This window comes from Kitasatospora sp. NPDC018619 (genome assembly GCF_044391605.1).
In the GTDB taxonomy this organism is placed as follows: Bacteria; Actinomycetota; Actinomycetes; order Streptomycetales; family Streptomycetaceae; genus Kitasatospora.
In genome coordinates this window covers 56,395-74,997 of sequence record NZ_JBISAI010000003.1, presented here as the reverse complement: position 1 = coordinate 74,997, position 18,603 = coordinate 56,395, and the positions used below count along the sequence as shown (strand labels likewise).

Sequence of the window (18,603 nt, the reverse complement as noted above, 5' to 3'; positions counted from 1 at the left end):
TGTGAAGGAAGGGGCGACTGTGCGGTGTTGGTGAGTCAATCGCCACACACAGTCTCGTAGAGTTTGACCGTGCCTTCTCTGCGTCAACCCGTCGGACCACTGCCGGCCTCGATCTACTGGCGTCGGCGCGTCGTCGTGCTCGTCGCCGTCGCGGCGGTCGTCGCGCTGATCGCCTGGCTGATGATCGATCAGGGCGGGGGCGGTGACGGCGGCTCACAGGGCAAGGCCGCACAGGCCGTTCCGTCCCAGAGCCAGACGCCCGCCCAGGCCATCACGCCCGGCGCCTCGCCGAGCGGCCCCGCGGCGCACCCGGCCGGCGGCGGCGCCGGTGCCGGTCCGGTGGCGGGCGGCGGCGGCACCGAGGTCAACCTCAGCGGCGGCACCGGGACCGGCGGGGCCAACCCGGCCCCCGGCGGCGGCGCCGCACCGGCGGCCGGCGGCGGTACCGGGGGCGCGGGCGGCACGGGCGGCGGCACGGGCGGTGGCGCGGCGGCTCCGGCGGTGAACACCCCCGAGATCATGGCGCTGCCGGTCTGCGCCTCCTCGCAGGTGGCCCTGGAGCTGGCCGGCACCCAGAACGCGTACCAGCCCAAGGACAAGCCCCGGCTGGCCCTGACCGTCAAGAACTCCTCCGGCGCCAACTGCCGGGTGGACCTGGGTCGCACCGCCTCCGTGATCACGGTGAGCGGCAGCAACAACGACCGGGTCTGGTCCTCCGGCGACTGCCCGGCCGACAAGGGCAGCATCTGGGTGCAGCTGGGCGCCAACGGCAGCCAGACCGAGACCTTCACCTGGGACCGCAGCCGCAGCAAGCCGCAGTGCGCCACCGCCGACCAGACCGCGCCGCCGAGCGGCACCTACGTGGTGCTCGCGGAACTCACCGGGCTCTCCGGGGACAAGGTCTCGGCCCGGGCCTCGATCCGGCTGGACGGCTGAGGACCGGTCACCCTCCCCCGGAGCCCCCGGCCGTACGACGGCCGGGGGCTCCGTCGTGTCCGGGACCGTACGGGGGCGGGGCGCGCGTGGGCCGTACGGGGCGGAGCGCGCGTGGATCGTACGGGCATGGATCGGCCCCGGGGAGGCGGTTCCCCGGGGGCCGGCACGGGTGCGTGGAGCCGTCAGGCGCCGAGCCGTCAGACGTAGCGCTCCAGGATGGACGATTCGGCAAGACGGGACAGGCCCTCGCGGACCGAGCGGGCCCGGGTCTCGCCGACGCCCTCGACGGTCTGGAGGTCGTCGATGCTCGCGGCGAGCAGCTTCTGGAGGCCGCCGAAGTGCTCGACGAGCCGCTCTATGACCGTGTTGGGCAGGCGCGGGATCTTGGCCAGCAGGCGGTAGCCGCGCGGCGAGACGGCCGCGTCCAGCGACTCCGGCGAGCCCGAGTAGCCGAGCGCCTTGGCGACGGTCTGGAGGTCCAGCAGCTCGGCGTGGGTGAGCGCCTCCAGGTCGGCCAGCACCTCGGTGACCGTCCGGCCCTTCTTGGCGGCCCGCTCCGGGAAGTAGTCCCGGGCGACCAGCTCGCGCTCCGGCTCCACGCCCGCGATCAGCTCGTCCAGCTGGAGCGAGAGCAGCCGGCCGTCGATGCCGAGCTCCAGCACGTAACCGGCGATCTCGGTGGCGATCAGCCGGACCATCTCCAGGCGCTGGGCCACCGCGGTGACGTCCCGGACCGTCACCAGGTCCTCGATCTCCAGCGCGGAGAGCGTGCCGGCCACCTCGTCCAGGCGCAGCTTGTAGCGCTCCAGGGTGGCCAGCGCCTGGTTCGCCCGGGACAGCACGGTGGTGGAGTCCTCCAGCACCCGGCGGGTGCCGTTGACGTACATCGCGATCAGCCGCATCGAGTGCGAGACCGCGACCACCGGGTAGCCGGTCTGCCGGTTGACCCGCTCGGCGGTGCGGTGGCGGGTCCCGGTCTCGTCGGTGGGGATGGTCGAGTCCGGCATCAGGTGCACGCCGGCCCGGACGATCTTGGTGATGTCCTTGTCGAGCACCACCGCACCGTCCAGCTTGCACAGCTCGCGCAGCCGGGTGGCGCTGAACTCGACGTCCAGGACGAAGCCGCCGGTGCACAGGGACTCGACGGTCTTGTCGAAGCCCAGCACGATCAGACCGCCGGTGTTGGCCCGCAGGACCCGCTCCAGGCCGTCACGAAGCGCGGTACCGGGCGCGATGGCGGTGAGGGAGGCCCGCAGCAGGGCCTCCTCGCGGGAGGCCTTGTCCGCCCCCCGGTCGCTGGCTGCCACGTGACTCCTCCGGTCGACCCGTGCCGCGCGCCTCACGCCGTGCGCCGGTCCGCGGTCTGTTGCTCTGTCGCTCAGTACCGCTCGGTACTGCCTTCTGGCCAATGAGACTGGGGAAAGTCTAACTGTGTGTGGCTTCGGCAGGGCTTGGGTCAGCGCAGTTCGTCGGAGTCGAGCGGCTCCCAGCCGTCCATCAGCTCCTCGGGGTACGCCGCCGGGCGGTCCGCGGCCCGGGCGGAGCGCGGGGCGGGCGGCGCCGACGGTGCCTCACCGCGCGGCTCGGTGCGCGGCTTGGCGGCGGAGCGGCGGCGGCCCGGGATGGCCCGCAGCGCCTCGCCGATGTCGGCCACCTCGACCACCTTCATGCCCGGCGGCACCTTGCCCGGGTCCGGCGGGACCAGGGCGTGGGTGAAGCCCAGCCGGTGCGCCTCGGCGAGCCTCCGCTGCACCCCCGTCACCCGGCGGACCTCGCCCGCCAGGCCGACCTCGCCGATCGCCACCAGGTTGCTCGGCAGCGGGGTGTCGGTGGAGGAACTGGCCACCGCGAGGGCCACCGCGAGGTCCGCCGAGGGCTCGGTCAGCTTCACCCCGCCGACCGTCGCGGTGTAGATGTCCTGCTTGCCGAGCTTCACCCCGCCGTGCCGCTCGACCACCGCCAGGATCATCGCGATCCGGGGGGACTCCAGGCCCGAGGTGGTGCGCCGCGGGGAGGGGATCTGCGAATCCACCATCAGCGCCTGCACCTCGGCCACCAGCGGGCGCTTGCCCTCCAGGGTGACGGTGAGGCAGGTGCCGGGGACGGGCTTGTCACGCCTGGTCAGGAAGAGGCCGGAGGGATCGGCCAGGCCGACGATTCCCTCGTCGTGCAGCTCGAAGCAGCCGACCTCGTCGGTGGCGCCGTAGCGGTTCTTGACCCCGCGGATGAGCCGCAGCCGGGCGTGCCGGTCCCCCTCGAAGCTCAGCACCACGTCCACCAGGTGCTCCAGCAGGCGCGGCCCGGCGATCTGGCCGTCCTTGGTGACGTGGCCGACCAGCAGGGTGGCCATGCCGCGCTCCTTGGACGCCCGGATCAGCGCGCCCGCCACCTCGCGGACCTGGGCCGGGCCGCCGGGGGCGCCGTCCAGCTCGGCGGAGGCGATGGTCTGCACCGAGTCCAGGATCAGCAGGCCGGGGTTGACCGCCTCGATGTGGCCCAGCACCGCGCCGAGGTCCTGCTCGGCGGCGAGGTAGAGGTGCTCGGAGAGCGCGTTGATCCGGTCCGCGCGCAGCCGGACCTGGCCGGCCGACTCCTCACCCGTGACGTACAGCGTGCGGTGCTGCGCGGTGGCCGCCTTGGCGGCGACGTCCAGCAGCAGGGTGGACTTGCCGACACCGGGCTCGCCGGCCAGCAGCACCACCGCGCCGGGCACCAGGCCGCCGCCGAGCACCCGGTCCAGCTCCGGCACGCCCGTCGAGCGGGCCGTCGCGACCTGGCCGTCCACCTGGCCGATCGGGCGGGCGGGCGCGCTGACCGGACCGGCGGCCGTGGTGCGGATCGGCACCGCGCCGTACTCCTCGACCGTGCCCCAGGCGTTGCACTCCGGGCAGCGACCGACCCACTTGGGCAGCTGGTTGCCGCACTCGGTGCAGCGGTACGCCGGGCGGGGCTTGGCGGTGGTCTTGGAACGCGGAGGCATGCGGCCCACCGTAGCGCCTGGGTCCGACAACGGCGGTCCGCCGGCAGGCTCGCCGCGCGCCCACACAGATGGGCGATGTTGTTACCCGAAAGAAGTACATACGCGGTGAATGGCCGGGATCAGCCGTCCGCGTTCTCTACCGTCGGACGGGTGACGACGAGAACTGTTGGGCCGACCGGGTCGGTCGGGCCGGTCGAGCCGGGCAGGGCGGGCGGCTCGGGCCGGGTGGGCCGGGTGGGTCGGATGACCGGGGCGAGCGGGGTGGCCGGGGCGAGCGGCGTGGCCGGGGTGCGGGGCGCTGCCGCGCTCGCGGCGTACGAACGGCAGGTGGACGGGCTGTTCACTTACTGCCTCTCGGTGCTCTGCGAGCACGACGCGGCGGCCGACGCCCTGCGCGAGGTCCGCGAACTGGCTCGGCGGCACGGCGAGCGCCTGACCGAACCCGGGCTGTTGCGTGCCTGGCTGTTCTCGCTGGCCCGGTACTGCTGCCTGCGCCGGCTCGCCGGGGACGGCCCGGGTGCGGCCGACGGCGGGGGCGGGGGCGAAGGTGACGGCGGAGGTGGAGGTGGAGCGGGCGAGGCCGAGGCGGCCCGGCGGCGGCGCGAGCTGTCCTCGCTCGCGTGGCCCGAGGCGGCCGGGACCGACCCGGAGCAGCGCGAGGCGCTGGAACTGTCCGTCCGGCACCGGCTCACCCCGCTGGAGGTGGCGGCGGTGCTGGGCCTGCCGTTCGAGCGGACCCGCGCGCTGCTGGCCGGGGCCGAGGCCGAAGTGGCCCGGACCAGGGCGGCCCTGCTGGTGCTCGGCGTGGGCAGCTGCCCGGAGCTCGACCGGCTCGGCGGGGCCGGGGCGGAGTCCTGGCGGGACTGGGTGCTCGGGCCGGCGCTGCGCCGGGAGCTGGTGCAGCACGTGGTGGACTGCCCGACCTGCCGGGGGACGGCGGAGCGGGTCGCCGCGGGCGAGGCGGCGGAGGGTGCGGCGGGGACGGCCGGGCTGGCGGGGCTGACGCTGCTGCGGGCTCCGGCGGAGCTCTCGGGGGCTGCCGCGGCGGCTGCGGGGGCGACGGCTGCGTCGGGGGCCGGGCGGGTCGCGGAGCCGGGGCTGCGGTTCGACCAGGGCGGCTTCCCCCGGCACCGGGCGCCGGACGCGGGGCGCGGGCTGGCGGTACGCCGACGGGTGGTGACCACCGGGGTGCTGGCGGCCGTCCTGGCGGCGCCGGTGGTCGCCCTCTGGGCCGGGCACCGGGGCGGTGGCGGCCCGGGGACGGCGGCCGCGGTGTCGGCGGTCCGGGTGGACGAGGCCGGGCGGCCGGGCGGGCAGCGGCCACGGCCCGCGGTGGACGGCCCGGCGGGGCCGGGCGCCTCCGGCCTGCCCGGGATGGAGCTGGCGGGGGCCGGTGCGGCCGGTGCAGAAACGTTGCTTCCCGGTTTTCCGCGGCTCGCCTTCCAGGGTGCGGTGATCCCCGTCCCGGCCCACGGCACGACCCCGCTGACCAGCCCGAGCCTGGTCGCCGCACCGGCCCCGGCCGTCGACCGGGCCTCCGCCACGGACGCCGACGAGTCGGCCCCGGCCGGGCTGCTCACCGTCGAGGCCGCCGAGTACGGCAGCCGGACCGTCCTCACCCTCACCAACTCCGGTACCACCGAGATCCGTTGGCACGCGGTGACGGAGGCCGGCTGGCTCCGGCTCAGCCGCGACTCCGGCACCCTGGCGCCCGGCCAACGGATCACCGTGATCGTCACGGTCGACGAGGACCAGGCCCCCGTGACCCAGTGGACCGCCCGGATCGCGCTGCCGCCCTCCCAGGCGGTGGTCACCCTGGAGGGCGGACCGCACAACCGCGGGGGCTCCGCCTCCTCCCCGGCCGACCCCTCGCCGGCGCCGACTTCACCCGCAACTCCGCCCGCGACGGCGACCCCGGTGCCGACGCCGTCGCCGACCGCCTCCGGCTCCCCCACGTCCTCCCCGTCCCCGTCCGGCCCGGCCACGACGGCGCCCAGCCCGTCCGCTTCGCCCCACCCGACGGCCACCACCACCGCCTCCCCCTCCGGGCAGTAGCGGGCGCGGGTTGGTGCTCTGCGTGAGAAGTCGGCCGGGCCGACTTCTCACGCGCGGCACCGGGGAACCACACCACCTCCCTCCCGCTCCACCCAGCGCCAGAGGTCGGCCCCACCGACTTCCCACGCGCCCGATCAGACCCGGCACGTGCCGCCCCGGACGGCGGGCTCGGGCTGGAAGACGCGAGGAAGCACCAGAAGTCGGCCCCACCGACTTCCCACGCGCCCGACCACACCCGGCACGTGCCGCCCCAGACCGCGGGCTCAGGCGGAAAGACGCGAAGAAGCACCAGAAGTCGGCCCCATCGACTTCCTGTGCAGGCCAGGCAACCACGGGCCTCCCCCACCCCCCAGCACCAGAAGCCGACCCCACCGACTTCCCACGCGCCCGACCACACCCGGCACGTGCCGCCCCAGACTGCGGGCTCGGGCTGGAAGACGCGAGGAAGCACCAGAAGTCGACCCCACCGACTTCCTGCGCAAGCCAGCCAACCACGGGCCTCCCCCGCCCCACCCAGCACCAGAAGTCGGCCCCACCGACTTCCCACGCGCCCGGTCAGACCCGGCGGATCGGGGGGACCTGGTAGGTGCCGTCCAGGACGGCGGGCTCGGGCTGGTAGATGCGGAGGATCGGGCGGAACTCGCCGGGTGGGGTGGGGAGCCAGTTGGCGGCGGCGGTCGGGTCCTCGGGTTGGTCGTGCCGGAGGGTCAGGGTGAGGGAGCCGTCCTCGCCGTAAACCAGGCCGGGGGTGCGGTCGCCGATCGAATAGCGGTCGATCGGGTTCTCCACCAGGTAGTAGTCCGGGACGGAGTACATCGTGACGGACCAGAACGCCCCGGCCGGGGGCGGCGGGTCGAAGTGCAGGATGTAGTCGTGGACGCCGGTAAGCGGCCGGCCGTCGGAGTCGTCGTAGGTCATCGCGTACGAGGCCTCGTAGGCGTGGTTGCCCCAGAGGCCGGCCCGGGCGGCGGCGGCCCGGCTGAGGTAGGCGGCGCGGCGGTCGGGGATGCGCCACTCGGGGTCGTCGAGGGTGCCCGGGCCCAGGTGGTCGGTGTTGTAGTCGAAGAGGTGCAGCGCGCCGCGCCACTCGCCGGGCGGGTGGTCCTCGGGCGGGCGGGTGGCGTCCTCGACCCGTTCGCGGCCGGCCGCCAGCCCCTTGGCCAGCGCCAGCGTCCATTCGGCGGCAGCCGCCCGGTACGGCGAGGCCCCGTCGTCCAGCAGCCCGAGCGGGGCGAAGCGGCGCTGGTACTCGATGTCCGCGGTGGCGGGCGGGAAGGCCTGCATCCAGACCCGCAGCCGCTCGAAGAAGGCCAGGCGCTCCGGGACGTCGCCGTCCGGTTCGGGCAGTCCGGCGGCCACGCCACCGGGTTCCAGCGGCTCCAGTTCCAGGGCGTCCTGGAGTGCCCGGACCCGCGGGAGGTCGTCCGGGCCCGCGCACGCGAAGCGGCCGACGAGGGTGCCGACGGTGGTCGGCAGCTCGATCACCCGGTCGGGGTCGGGCGGGGTGCCGTGCCAGTGGGGCGGGACGATCAGCCAGGTCTGCGCGCCCGTACCGGTGCCCCGGCGGCCGAGGTAGGCGACGTTGTCCGTCCAGGCGTCGATGACCTGGAGCACGTAGTAGGCACCGCCGGTGTCCGGGACGCGCAGCACCTGCGGGCCCTCGGAGAGGTCGAGCTGGGCGATCGAGTAGACCGTGTCGTTGTTGACGGAGACGAAGTGGTCGCCCGGGCCGGCCAGCCGGGTGGCGTGGCTGAGGTGGTTGAACGGCGCCGCCGGCAGGGTGCCCAGGCCGCCCCGGGCGAAGCGCTCGACCATGGTCAGGCCGGCGACCAGCGGATAGCCGTAGACGTACGCGTCGGCGGCCAGGGCCTCCAGCTCGGGCTGGTTCATCACGGGTCCTTCGACGTCGGCGGGCCGTTCGGCCGGCCGGCACCGCCGGCGGCTGCGGCAGGGCCGGTCCTTCTCTCGGATGCTAAGCGGGCCCGGGTGGGGCGGCACCTCGGTCGGGGCCGTACGGACCCCGGCACCCCGGGATCTGCCGAGCGCTAAACCGGGCGTACCGGCGGGGCGGCCGGGAGAGGGTCGTCGGTATGAAGATCCTCCTGCTTGGGGGCTCATCCTTCCTCGGACGGGCCTATGCTGCCGAGGCCCTCGCCCGGGGCCATCGGGTGACCACCTTCAACCGCGGCCGCAGCGCCGCCGACCTGCCCGGCGTCGAGGCCGTCCGGGGCGACCGCGACAGCGCCGGGGACCTCTCCCGGCTGGTCGACGGCCGCAGCTGGGACGCCGTCGTCGACACCTCCGCCCAGCAGCCCGCCCAGGCCGCGCTGAGCGCCCGGCTGCTGCGCGACCGGGCCGGCCACTACACCTTCGTCTCCTCCGTGCACGCCTTCGCCGACTGGCCCGCCCGCCCGGTCGACGAGGACTCCGCGCTGCACCCCTGCCCCGCCGACGCCCCGCCCGGTCAGCCCCCCGGGAACGCCCTGAAGGCCGGCTGCGAGCGCGCCGTACTGGCCGGGTTCGGCGCCGCGCGCACGCTGGTGCTGAACAGCGGGCTGCTCGTCGGGCCGTACGAGTCCGGCGGCCGGCTGCCCTGGTGGCTGGAGCGGATGGCACGCGGCGGGCGGGTGCTCGCCCCGGGGGATCCGCGGCGGACCATGCAGGTCATCGACGTCCGGGACTTCGCCGTCTTCGGGCTGGACCTGCTGACGGCCGGGACGGCGGGGCGGTTCGTCACCACCGCGCCGCCCGGCCGGCTCCGCTTCGGCGGGTGGCTGGAGACCTGCCGGGAGGTCGCGGGCGCCGCGGACACCGAGCTGGTCTGGGTCCCGGACGGGCCGCTGCTCGCCGAGGGGCCGGACCGGGTCGCCGCCTGGACCGAACTCCCCTTCTGGGCACCGGACGTGCCCGAGCTGGCGGGCGTCTGGCTGGCCGACACCGGCCGGGCGCAGGCGGCCGGGCTGCGCTGCCGACCGTTCGCCGAGACGGCGCGGGACACCTGGGAGTGGCTGCGGACGCGCGGGCCGGCCGGGGACACCGACGCCGAGGGGCGCAAGGGACAGCCGGGCGGGCAGCTGTGGCAGGGCATCGAACCCGCCAAGGAGCGGCGGCTGTTGGCCGCCCACGGCTGACGGCTGCGTCCTGGAGTGGGAAGTCCGCCGGGCCGACACGTCCCACTCCAGGACGCTCCAGGACGCTCCAGGGCACTCCAGGACGCTCCAGGGGATACCGGGAGGGGCGCCCCGACGGCGGCCGGCGGCCCGCTCAGTGCTTGCGGCGGGTGACCAGCTCGGCGAGCGCCAGCAGTTCGTCGGCCGCGGCCGGCTCCGGGACGGCCGCGGCCAGCTGCGCCATCGCCGTGGCCATCCGCTCGCAGGACTCCCCCTGTGCCCAGCCACGCCCGCCGGCCGCGTCCACGGCGGCCGCGCACTGCGCCAACTCCTCCGGAGTCAAAGGACGTTCGACCGCGTACAGCTCGGCCAGCCGCTTGCCGTCGACGGTGCCGGAGCCCAGCGCCGCGACCACCGGCAGGGACTTCTTCCGCGCGACCAGGTCCGCACCGACCGGCTTGCCGGTGACCGCCGGATCCCCCCAGATGCCGATCAGGTCGTCGATCAGCTGGAAGGCCAGGCCGATCTCCCGCCCGAAGCCGTCCAGCGCCTGCGCCGCCTCCTCGGTGGCGCCCCCGTACAGGGCGCCCGTCGCGCAGGCCGCGCCGAGCAGCGCACCGGTCTTGGCCTCCGCCATCGCCAGGCACTCGGCCAGCGAGACGTCGTCGCGCCGCTCGAAGGCGCAGTCGATCTGCTGGCCCTCGCAGAGCTCGACCACGCAGTCGGCGAGCCGGCGGATCGAGCCGTGGGCGGCCGGGTGGGTGTCCTCGGCGAGCAGGCGCAGCGCGAGGGAGTGCATGGCGTCCCCGGCCAGGATGGCCTCGGTGGTGCCGAACACCCGCCAGGCGGTGGGCCGGTGGCGCCGGGTGTCGTCCCGGTCGATGACGTCGTCGTGGAGCAGGGTGAAGTTGTGCACCAGCTCCACCGCGGCCGCGGCGGCGACGGCCTCCTCGGGCTTGCCGCCCAGCGCCTGGGCGGCGGCGAGGACCATGGCCGGCCGGATCGCCTTGCCGGCGGGGGCCTCGGCGGGGGTGCCGTCCGCCTCCCACCAGCCGAAGTGGTAGCCGGCCACCCTGCGCATGGTGCCGGGCAGCGAGTCGACGGCGGCCCGCAGGACCGGGTCGACGAGGGCGCGGGTCCGGGCGAGGATGTCCGCCGCCTCGTGCCCCTCTTTGTGGTCCCGCTCCAGCGTGGGACTGGTCATGGGTGTCTCCCCCTGTCGGGCGCCTGTCGTGGGACGGCCCGCCGTGCGACGGACCGGAGTTGCGGAGCCGGGGCCGGACGGCCCGCGCGCCGGAGGCCGGCGGCCCCGGCGGGCGGCCCGGCTCCGCGGCCGGCCCCGCCGACCGTCAGTACTGGGCGATGTCCACGTTCTCCAGGACCCCGACCGCGTCCGGCACCAGGATCGCGGCGGAGTAGTAGGCGCTCACCAGGTAGGAGATGATGGCCTTGTCGTCGATTCCCATGAACCGCACCGAAAGGCCCGGCTGGTATTCGTCCGGAATTCCGGTCTGGTGCAGGCCGATGACGCCCTGGTTGTCCTCGCCGATTCGCATCGCGATGACCGAGCTGGTGCTCCCGACGACCGGGATCTTGTTGCACGGGAAGACCGGCACCCCGCGCCAGGAGAGGATCTGCTTGCCGTCGACCTCGACCGTGCCCGGGTTGAGGCCCCGCTTGTTCAGCTCCCGGCCGAAGGCGGCGATCGCCCGGGGGTGGGCCAGGAACATGCGGGTGCCGCGGCGGCGGCTGAGCAGCTCGTCCATGTCGTCCGGGGTGGGCGGGCCGGAGTGGGTCTGGAAGCGCTGCTCGTACGCGGCGTTGGCGAGCAGGCCGAACTCCGGGTTGTTGACGAGCTCGTGTTCCTGCCGCTCGCGCAGGGCCTCGATGGTCAGCCGCAGCTGGTGCTCGGTCTGGTTCATCGGCTCGTTGTAGAGGTCGGCGACCCTGGTGTGCACCTTGAGGATGGTCTGCGCGACGCTCAGCTCGTACTCGCGCGGCTTCAGCTCGTAGTCCACGAAGGCGCCGGGCAGCTCGTACTCGCCCCAGTGACCGGCCGAAAGGTCGATCGCGGCCTCGCCGTGCTTGTTCTGCGCCTGCTGGAAGCCGTTCAGGTACTCGATGACCTGGAGCTGGAGCGCCTCGGAGCGGTCGTGCAGCTCCTGGAAGGCCGACCAGGACAGCGACAGCACGGTGCCGGAGGTCGCGGCGCGGACGGTGTACGGCCACTCCCCGCCGTCCTGCCGGACCGCCTCGTCGCCCAGGTGGTCGCCGTCGGCGAGGCCGCCGACCACCGTCTCCTCCCCGTACTTGCCGGTGCCCAGCCGGTCGAGCTTGCCGTGCGCGATCAGGAAGACCTCGGTGATCGGCGCCCCGGCCCGGACCAGCACGTCGCCCGCGGCGAAGTCCCGCTGCACGAAGCGGGAGGCCAGCTCCTCCAGCAGGGCCTCGTCCTGGAATCCGCGCAGCACCGGCACCTCGGCCAGCGTGGGCGGGACGACCCGCACCTCGGACCCGGTCTTGACGAAGCCCACCCGGCCACGGCCGACCGAGTGGCGCAGGCGGCGGTTCACCCGGTAGGTACCGCCGGACACCTGCACCCAGGGCAGCTTCCTGAGCAGCCAGCGCGGGCTGATGCCCTGCATCTGCGGCGCCGACTTGGTGGTCGTCGCGAGGTTCCGCGCGCCGGCCGTGCTCAGAGCCTGCTGCTGCCGGATCCCCGACCGCGCGCCGGGCGCGGGAATACCGGCATTGGTTTCGGTCGACATGAGGGGGCCCTTCGCATATCCCGATGAATGTCACCTTGCACATGCGTGTTGCAGCTTCATGGTGGGCCCCAGGGGGTGCGCCCCGCAATCACTCGTTCGAGTGGTTCGGAATGGCTAAACAAATAGTACGAATAGATCACCCGATCGATATTTGTTCGACTGTTTATTCGAACATATCGGCGTGCCGCGCCCTATCCTCCCCCATCCGCGCTCCGGTCCGTGCCCCGACCCGCCCCCGCCCCTCGCCCCGCCCCCGGGGCCGCCCGGCGCGGTCCCGCGCGGCCCGCCGGGGAACCCCGCCGCCCGGGCCGTTCGAACAGGCCGCTAGGGTTCCCTGACCCCGCGTCAACTCGCTGCTCGGGAGAGCCATATGACTGCACCCGTACGTGTCTGGCTGAACCGCACCTACGCCGAGAACGTCTTCTTCGTCGAGCAACTGCGCGCCGCCCCGCGCCCCGTGGTCGTCCACGCGACCCACGGGGACCCGGACTCACCCCTGCTCGCCGCCGCCGACCACGGCAGCGCGGAGCCGGCCGACCTGCCGGCGGACGGCTACGTCGGCTACGCGCTGGACTACTGCGCCCGGCACGCCGTCGACGTCTTCGTCCCGCAGCTGCACCAGCTCGCCATCGCCCTCGCCCGGCCGGAGTTCGAAGCGATCGGCACCGCGCTGCTCTGCCCGCCGGCCACCGCGATAGCGGCCTTCACCAGCAAGGTCGACGGCTACGCGGCGATCGCCGGGGCCGGGCTGCCCGTCCCGCCGTGGTGGCGGGTGCGCACCCCCGGAGAGCTGTGGGACGCCGTCGAGCGGATCGAGGACGCCGGGCACACCGCCTGCCTCAAGCCCACCTCGGGCGCCGGGGGCGCGGGCTTCCGGGTGCTCACCCGGGAGCCGTACGGCGCACGGCGGCTGGCCGGCTGGGACCACCGGGTGCAGGTCGAGCAGGTGGCCGCGGCGCTGGCCGGCGGCGGCCCGGACGGCGAGCCGGTGGACCTGCTGGTGATGCCGTACCTGGACGGGCCGGAGGTCTCGGTGGACTGCCTCGCCGACCGGGACGGCAGCCCGATCGTCGCGGTCGGGCGCACCAAGGAGGGCCGCCGCCGGGGCTTCACCACCGAGGAGTGCTACCTCGACCCGGTCCGCCGGCTGGTCCGGGCGACCGGGCTGGCGTACCTGTCCAACGTGCAGTTCCGCCGCCTCGACGGCCGCCCGGTGGTCATCGACGTGAACACCCGCCCCGCCGCCGGGCTCCACCAGCTGCGGCTGTGCGGCCTCAACCTGGCCTGGGACGCGGTGCGGCTGGCCCTCGGGGAGCGGCCGCAGTGCGCGGGGGCGGTGCCGGACGTACGCGGCGTCGAGTACACGCTGGTGCCGGGCGTCCAGCCGGTGCTGCCGCGCCGGGCGCCGGGCCGGGTGTCCCTGCTGCGGGCCCGGGCATGACCGGCCGGGCCGGTCCTACAGCGGGCCGGGGCCTACAGCGGGCCGTTCCTACAGCGGGCCGTTCCAGTCGAGGGTCGGCTCCAGCACCCCCTCCAGGGTCAGCAGCCAGCGCTTCACCTCGATGCCGACCCGGCCGCCGCCGAAGCCGCCGATCCCGTCCGCCGCCACCACCCGGTGGCAGGGCACCAGCAGGGGTACGGGGTTGGCGGCCATCATCTGTCCGACCGTGCGGGCGGCCAGGCCGGGCCCCGTGACGTCCTCGAACACCCCGCTGCGGGCGGCCAGTTCGCCGTAGGTGATGGTCCGGCCGTACGGCACCTCGCGCCAGAGCGTCCGCAGCACGGCGCGGTGCGGCCCGGAGCTCAGGCTCCAGTCGATCGGCAGGCCGAGCTCGCGGGTGCGGCCCGCCAGGTAGGCGCCGATCCGCTCGGTGACGGCGGCGGCCTTCGCCGCGTCGGTGCACGGCGGCACCTCGCCCTCGGGCGGGCCGGTGTACCCGGCCGAGGCCACCCCGAGCGGGGTGACCGCGACGCGCATGGGCCCGCTGGGCAGCGGGGTGGGCACGGTCAGCCAGGACATCGACCAGGACTGCGGCACGCTCGGGCCCCCACCCTCCGCCGGACCGGCCGCCGGCCACCCCGGCACCCGGGGGGCGTCCCCGCCCCGCGCGCCATCGTACGGCGGGGGACCGACAGCCCCCGCCCCCTCGTACGGCGGACGGCACGGGCGCGGCGAGCGGCCCGGGCGCGGCGGTCCCGCGGCCCGGGCCCGGGCGGCTCCGGTCAGAACTGCCCCTTCAGCTGCCGGGCGTTGGAAGCGCACCAGTGCACCAGGTCGGCGCGGTCCGGGGCGCGCCCCTCGCACAGCACGGCGAGCTGTTCCTCGTTGATCCGGTTGGGCCCCGGGATCTCCAGCAGGTACGCCAGTTCCGCCAGCACGGTGGCGAGCCGCTCCGCGTCCGAGTGGTCCAGGGTGACCGCGGACTCGTGGTGGCTGATGGTGAGCGAGCCGGGCATGATCGACCTCCTCCGTCACCCCCCGCCCTCCACCGTACGACCGGGTCGGCCGCCCCGCCCGCCGCGGAGGCGCGCGTGCGCGGGAGGGGCAGCCGGTTGCGCTCCGGGGCCGGCCGGGCGCGGAGCGCGGCGGGCCGGGGGTGCGCCCCGAAGCCGTCCGAGGGGTTGGTCAGCTGTCCGGGCCCTCCTCCCAGCGACGGTTCCGTACCGCCGGTACGGCCAACACTACGGCCCCGGCCGCCAGTTGCCAGACCGCCCCGAGGAGCAGCACGGTCTCCGCACCGAACCGGCCCGCCAGCGGACCGGCCGCCGCCAGCCCGAGCGGGCCGAGGGCGAAGGCGCCGAGCACGCCGAAGGCCGTCAGCCGGCCGAGCAGTTCCACCGGGACCCACTTCTGGGTGGTCGTGCTGTAGAGCGTCCCGCAGACCGCCGAGCCGACCCCGGCCACCAGCGCTGCGGCCGCCACCCAGGGCAGCCCCGCCCCGGTCGCGAGCGCCCCGGAGGGCAGCGCCCAGGCCAGCGCCGCCGCGGACGCCACCGCGAGCGGGCGGGCGGGCCTCCGGCCGAGCATCAGCAGCCCGCCCAGCACCGCACCGGCGCCGTACCCGCCCATCACCAGGCCCCAGGCCCGCGCGCCGCCGAGGCCGCGCTGCGCGAGCAGCGGGCCGAGCACCAGGAAGGGTGCCCAGACCAGGAGGTTGAACAGGCCCATCTGCACCGTGGTGATCCACAGCCACGGGCGGGCGGCGAACTCCGACCAGCCGGCCCGCACCTCCCGGAGCACCGACTCACCGCCGCCCCCCGCCGCCCGCCCCGGCAGCCGCAGCCTGGCCAGCGCGAAGGCGCCGACGCCGTACGTCACCGCGTCGACCAGCAGTACCGTCGCCGGGCCCCAGGCGGCGGTGACCAGGCCCGCGGTCGCCGGGCCGACCGCGGTGGACACCGAACGGGCCAGCCCCAGCAGGGTGTTGGCGTCCGCCGCCAGCTCCTTGCGGTGCACCAGGTCGGGCACGACCGCGCCGAAGGCCGGCATGAACAGCCCCTCACCGGCGCCCCAGAGCGCCACCAGCGCGACCATGGCGCCCACCGGCGCGTGCCCGGCCGCCAGCAGTCCGGCGAACAGCGCCTGGACCAGGCCGCGCACCAGGTCCGCGCCCAGCATCACCCGGCGGCTGCCGAGCCGGTCCGCGATCACGCCGGCGGCCGGCAGCACCAGCACCACCGGAAAGATCCGGGCCGCCATCACCCACCCCAGCCCGGTGCCGCCGCCACCGCCGTCGAGCACCGCGAAGGCGACCGCGACCGGCGCCATCGAGGAGCCGACCAAGGAGGTCGTGTACCCGAGGAAGAACCACGTGAATTCGCGCTCGCCGAGCACGGCGAGACGGCCTCCCGGGCGCCTGCGGCGGGCCGGGAGCCGGTCGGTTCGCACTGCCATGGGCAGCAAGTCTGCGGTTCCGGGAAGAGCGGTTCAAGGGATAACGGAGAAAAAGTTGAGTCTTTTCGCATCAATTTCCTGCACGATGCCGATTCCCGCAGTAAATTCACCTTATCAGCGCCTCCGACCTGCTGTTTACTGCGGAATACGGCTAGGGTTCGAGGGGCCTGACGGAAATGGTTTACTGCGGAAGAAGGCGATCGTGACAGGACGTACGGCAGAACTCCCGCCGGTCGAGTACGCCGTCGCCGTCGAGCGCTACCTGGCCGCCTCCGGGCTCGCCGACGGCTCCCGGCGGATCTACCGGATCGCACTCGACACCTGGGCCTGGGCGCTCGCCGGCCGGCCCGCCCCCACCGGCCCGCAACGGCGGCGGGCCCGGCCGCCCGTCCTGCCGCTCGCCCTGCTCGACCACCCGGACGCCGCCGGACGGCTGCGCACCGCGGCCGCCCGGCGTACCGCCGACACCGACCCGCGCACGCTCAACCGGGAACTCTCCACCCTGCGCGCGGCGGTGGCCTGGTGGCGGAGCCGGGGCTGGCTCGACGGCGACCCGACCGCCGGCCTGCTCGCCCGACCGCTGCCCCGACCGGCGGCGGCCGCAGGCCCGTTGACAGCCGAGGAGCTGCGCGCCCTGTTCGCCCTCCGCGCGCCGCTGCGCGAACAGGCGCTCTGGCACCTGCTGCACGAGTCCGGCGCCCCGATCGAGACCGTCCTCGCCCTGGACACCGACCACCTCGACCTGCTCCGCCGCCGCACCCGCCCCGGACCGCCCGCCGTCCACTGGCAGTCCGGCGCCGCCCGGCTGCTCCCCCTCCTGGTCGCCGGCCGCGCCACCGGCCCGCTCTTCTGCACCGACCGCCGCGCCCCCGCCGACACCCCGGCCCGCGACCGCTGCCCCTACACCGGCCGCGCCCGGCTCTCCTACCGCCGGGCCGCCGAGCTCTTCACGGCCCACACCCGGGCGCTCGGGCCGGGCTGGACGCTCCGCCGCCTGCGGGCGGGGCGGTAGCGCGGACGGCTCCGCGCCGTCCGCCGACCGCGCGCCGGCGGGCGGGGCCGGTGCGGAGCCGGGGACCGGCGGGCGGGGCCGAGGGCCGGTGGGCGGGGCCGGTGCGGTGACTGTCCGGTGAGCGGCGAGGCGGCCGACGGACGGCCCCCGCCGCACCGTTACGCAGCCGATGGGCGGCCGTGACACGACCGGCCGAGGACCGCGACACGCCCCTCCTACGGTCGTCCACGACGCCACCGGCCGCCCCGGACACCCGGGCGAACCGGCCGGAGGGCGTCCGTGCCGGGGACGCCCTCGTCCGGCGCCGACGACGGACGTCCCGCGACACCAGCACGCCGGGCCCCGCGGCCCGCACCGCGGACCGACGGCCACCACGTACCGACCGATGCAGATGGAGACACCCCGCATGAGCAGGAGCCGTACCCACCACTCGCCCGCCCGCCGCGTCCTGGCCGCCTGCGCCCTGACCGGCGCCGCGCTGCTCGCCACCGTCACCGGCGGGCAGGCCTGGGCCGACGGCGCGCCGAAGCCGGCCGCGCCCAGCGTCGCCTCCCCGGTCGCCCCGGGCGGCGAGCGCACCGCCACGCCCACCCCCGCCCCGCGGCCCGAGGGCGGACCGGCCGTCACCGCCCCGACGGGCGCCCGTACCGCCTCCCCGGCCCCGGTCGCCCCGAACGGCGCCCAGCCGCAGGTTCGCGAGGTGCCCAAGGGCGCCGCGCAGGCCGGTGACGGCTCCGGCGCCTCCGACGGCTCCGGCCTGATGCTCGCCGGTGGCGGCGCCGTCGCGGCCGTCGGCGCCGCGGCCCTGGGCTTCGCCGTCCTGCGCCGCCGCTCCGGTGCGCGCGGCTGACACCGGTCCCGAGTCCGCCGGGCACCCCGGCGCCGCTTCCCCGTACCCGGCCAGTCGGGGAAGCGGCGCCGGGGCCGCCCCGGTGGCGGGGACCGACGGCCACCGACGCTCCCGGGCCCGCCAGGGGGGCCACCGGCGGGGGCGCCGCCGCGCCGCCCGGCCGGGACCGGGCCCGCTGCGCCGCACCGCCTTCGGCACCGCGGGCCTGCTCTGCCTGGTGCTCGGCGCCTCGCTCGCGCTGTCCGGCCAGGAGACGCCGGTCGTGCGGATCGAGAGCTCCGGCCACGGCACCGGCACCTCCGCCGCCACCGGCGTCCCGGCGGCGGCCGCCCCGAGCACCACCGGCACCCCGCCCGCGGGCGCACCCGCCCCGCGGCCGTACCCGGCCTCGCCGCCGACCCGCCTGCTGATCCCCTCCGTCGGAGTCGACGCGCCCGTGGCGGGCCTCGGCCTGAACCCCGACGGCACCGTCGAGGTGCCGTCGGCCGACCGGGGCGACGAGGTCGGCTGGTACCGCAACGGCCCCACCCCCGGCGAGACCGGCCCCGCCGTGCTCATCGGGCACTACGACACCGTGCACGGCCCCGCGGTCTTCAAGCAGCTGCCGAAGCTGCGGGCCGGGGAGCGGATCCGGATCCAACGCGCGGACGGCAGCACCGTGGACTTCACGGTCCGTACGCTGGTCCAGGCGTCCAAGGACAGCTTCCCGACCGAGCAGGTGTACGGCGACACGCCCGGGCCCGCGCTCCGGCTGATCACCTGCGGCGGACGGATCGGCAAGGACGGCCACTGGACGGACAACATCATCGTGCTGGCGGACCCGGCCTGAGGACCCTCCGCACGACCCGCGCGGAACCACCGGCCGCCGCCCGCACGACCTACGGAGGGGCGGCGGACGGGGTCGGCGTCGGGGCGCTCCCGCGGCGGGCCCAGCCGGGGCCCCGCCGAGGCCCAGCCGCGGAGCAGGCGACAGCAGGCGACAGCAGGAGCGAGCAGG

At 75.8% G+C, this 18,603-nt stretch carries 15 protein-coding genes; 7 read left to right on the top strand and 8 right to left on the bottom strand.

Annotation, left to right across the window (positions count from 1 at the left end):
• Positions 1-69 precede the first annotated feature (69 nt).
• Entirely contained in the window at positions 70-936 is an 867-nt protein-coding gene (locus ACH5AR_RS05295) for a hypothetical protein (RefSeq protein ID WP_396300048.1), read from the top strand.
• Positions 937-1,133: 197 nt separating this feature from the next.
• Here ACH5AR_RS05295 and disA read toward each other — a convergent pair whose 3' ends face one another.
• Together disA and radA are read right to left on the bottom strand one after the other, a co-directional pair.
• Positions 1,134-2,192 (bottom strand): DNA integrity scanning diadenylate cyclase DisA, encoded by a 1,059-nt coding sequence (gene disA / locus ACH5AR_RS05290; RefSeq protein WP_270151163.1) that lies wholly within the window; start codon positions 2,190-2,192, stop codon positions 1,134-1,136.
• Positions 2,193-2,392: 200 nt separating this feature from the next.
• Positions 2,393-3,916 carry a DNA repair protein RadA gene (radA, locus tag ACH5AR_RS05285; protein ID WP_396300047.1) on the bottom strand — a complete coding sequence of 508 codons (1,524 nt, stop codon included), beginning with the start codon at positions 3,914-3,916 and terminating at the stop codon, positions 2,393-2,395.
• 243 nt (positions 3,917-4,159) lie between these two features.
• Between radA and ACH5AR_RS05280 the strand changes: the two genes are divergently transcribed.
• On the top strand, positions 4,160-5,971 hold the full coding sequence (locus tag ACH5AR_RS05280) for a sigma-70 family RNA polymerase sigma factor (protein WP_396300046.1): 1,812 nt from the start codon (positions 4,160-4,162) through the stop codon (positions 5,969-5,971).
• A 555-nt stretch (positions 5,972-6,526) separates the two neighbouring features.
• Here ACH5AR_RS05280 and ACH5AR_RS05275 read toward each other — a convergent pair.
• On the bottom strand, positions 6,527-7,861 hold the full coding sequence (locus tag ACH5AR_RS05275; RefSeq protein WP_396300045.1) for a DUF1254 domain-containing protein: 1,335 nt from the start codon (positions 7,859-7,861) through the stop codon (positions 6,527-6,529).
• Between the two features lie 200 nt (positions 7,862-8,061).
• On the opposite strand from ACH5AR_RS05275, the gene ACH5AR_RS05270 reads away from it, so the two are divergent.
• On the top strand, positions 8,062-9,102 hold the full coding sequence (locus ACH5AR_RS05270) for an NAD-dependent epimerase/dehydratase family protein (RefSeq protein ID WP_396300044.1): 1,041 nt from the start codon (positions 8,062-8,064) through the stop codon (positions 9,100-9,102).
• Positions 9,103-9,235: 133 nt separating this feature from the next.
• On the opposite strand, the gene ACH5AR_RS05265 is transcribed toward ACH5AR_RS05270, so the two are convergent.
• On the bottom strand, positions 9,236-10,285 hold the full coding sequence (locus tag ACH5AR_RS05265) for a family 2 encapsulin nanocompartment cargo protein polyprenyl transferase (RefSeq protein WP_396300043.1): 1,050 nt from the start codon (positions 10,283-10,285) through the stop codon (positions 9,236-9,238).
• Positions 10,286-10,430: 145 nt separating this feature from the next.
• Complete coding sequence (locus ACH5AR_RS05260; protein ID WP_396300042.1) at positions 10,431-11,849, bottom strand: family 2B encapsulin nanocompartment shell protein; 1,419 nt, start codon at positions 11,847-11,849, stop codon at positions 10,431-10,433.
• Between the two features lie 370 nt (positions 11,850-12,219).
• Here ACH5AR_RS05260 and ACH5AR_RS05255 point away from each other — a divergent pair, with 370 nt between their 5' ends.
• Positions 12,220-13,290: an ATP-grasp domain-containing protein gene (locus ACH5AR_RS05255; RefSeq protein WP_396300041.1), complete on the top strand. Its 1,071-nt coding sequence runs from the start codon at positions 12,220-12,222 to the stop codon at positions 13,288-13,290.
• A gap of 48 nt (positions 13,291-13,338) precedes the next feature.
• Here ACH5AR_RS05255 and ACH5AR_RS05250 read toward each other — a convergent pair whose 3' ends face one another.
• From ACH5AR_RS05250 to ACH5AR_RS05240, 3 genes are all read right to left on the bottom strand, one after another.
• Positions 13,339-13,887: a methylated-DNA--[protein]-cysteine S-methyltransferase gene (locus ACH5AR_RS05250; RefSeq protein ID WP_396300040.1), complete on the bottom strand. Its 549-nt coding sequence runs from the start codon at positions 13,885-13,887 to the stop codon at positions 13,339-13,341.
• 185 nt (positions 13,888-14,072) lie between these two features.
• The gene (locus tag ACH5AR_RS05245) at positions 14,073-14,306 is read right to left on the bottom strand and encodes a hypothetical protein (protein WP_396300039.1); all 234 of its coding nucleotides are present in this window, start codon (positions 14,304-14,306) and stop codon (positions 14,073-14,075) included.
• 169 nt (positions 14,307-14,475) lie between these two features.
• Positions 14,476-15,744: an MFS transporter gene (locus ACH5AR_RS05240; protein ID WP_396300038.1), complete on the bottom strand. Its 1,269-nt coding sequence runs from the start codon at positions 15,742-15,744 to the stop codon at positions 14,476-14,478.
• Positions 15,745-15,946: 202 nt separating this feature from the next.
• Here ACH5AR_RS05240 and ACH5AR_RS05235 point away from each other — a divergent pair, with 202 nt between their 5' ends.
• From ACH5AR_RS05235 to ACH5AR_RS05225, 3 genes are all read left to right on the top strand, one after another.
• A complete protein-coding gene (locus ACH5AR_RS05235; protein WP_396300037.1) occupies positions 15,947-16,756 on the top strand; it encodes a hypothetical protein in 810 nt (269 codons plus the stop codon).
• A gap of 406 nt (positions 16,757-17,162) precedes the next feature.
• Positions 17,163-17,606, top strand: a complete 444-nt coding sequence (locus ACH5AR_RS05230; protein ID WP_396300036.1) for a hypothetical protein — start codon at positions 17,163-17,165, stop codon at positions 17,604-17,606.
• Positions 17,607-17,688: 82 nt separating this feature from the next.
• Positions 17,689-18,435 carry a class F sortase gene (locus ACH5AR_RS05225; RefSeq protein WP_396300035.1) on the top strand — a complete coding sequence of 249 codons (747 nt, stop codon included), beginning with the start codon at positions 17,689-17,691 and terminating at the stop codon, positions 18,433-18,435.
• Positions 18,436-18,603: the final 168 nt, after the last annotated feature.

Excerpts from the sequence above, each read along its gene's own strand:
- radA (WP_396300047.1), bottom strand. The coding sequence starts at position 3,916 with ATGCCTCCGCGTTCCAAGACCACCGCCAAGCCCCGCCCGGCGTACCGC.
- ACH5AR_RS05280 (WP_396300046.1), top strand. The coding sequence starts at position 4,160 with ATGACCGGGGCGAGCGGGGTGGCCGGGGCGAGCGGCGTGGCCGGGGTG.
- ACH5AR_RS05275 (WP_396300045.1), bottom strand. The coding sequence starts at position 7,861 with ATGAACCAGCCCGAGCTGGAGGCCCTGGCCGCCGACGCGTACGTCTAC.
- ACH5AR_RS05270 (WP_396300044.1), top strand. The coding sequence starts at position 8,062 with ATGAAGATCCTCCTGCTTGGGGGCTCATCCTTCCTCGGACGGGCCTAT.
- ACH5AR_RS05265 (WP_396300043.1), bottom strand. The coding sequence starts at position 10,285 with ATGACCAGTCCCACGCTGGAGCGGGACCACAAAGAGGGGCACGAGGCG.
- ACH5AR_RS05260 (WP_396300042.1), bottom strand. The coding sequence starts at position 11,849 with ATGTCGACCGAAACCAATGCCGGTATTCCCGCGCCCGGCGCGCGGTCG.
- ACH5AR_RS05255 (WP_396300041.1), top strand. The coding sequence starts at position 12,220 with ATGACTGCACCCGTACGTGTCTGGCTGAACCGCACCTACGCCGAGAAC.
- ACH5AR_RS05245 (WP_396300039.1), bottom strand. The coding sequence starts at position 14,306 with ATGCCCGGCTCGCTCACCATCAGCCACCACGAGTCCGCGGTCACCCTG.
- ACH5AR_RS05240 (WP_396300038.1), bottom strand. The coding sequence starts at position 15,744 with ATGGCAGTGCGAACCGACCGGCTCCCGGCCCGCCGCAGGCGCCCGGGA.
- ACH5AR_RS05230 (WP_396300036.1), top strand. The coding sequence starts at position 17,163 with ATGAGCAGGAGCCGTACCCACCACTCGCCCGCCCGCCGCGTCCTGGCC.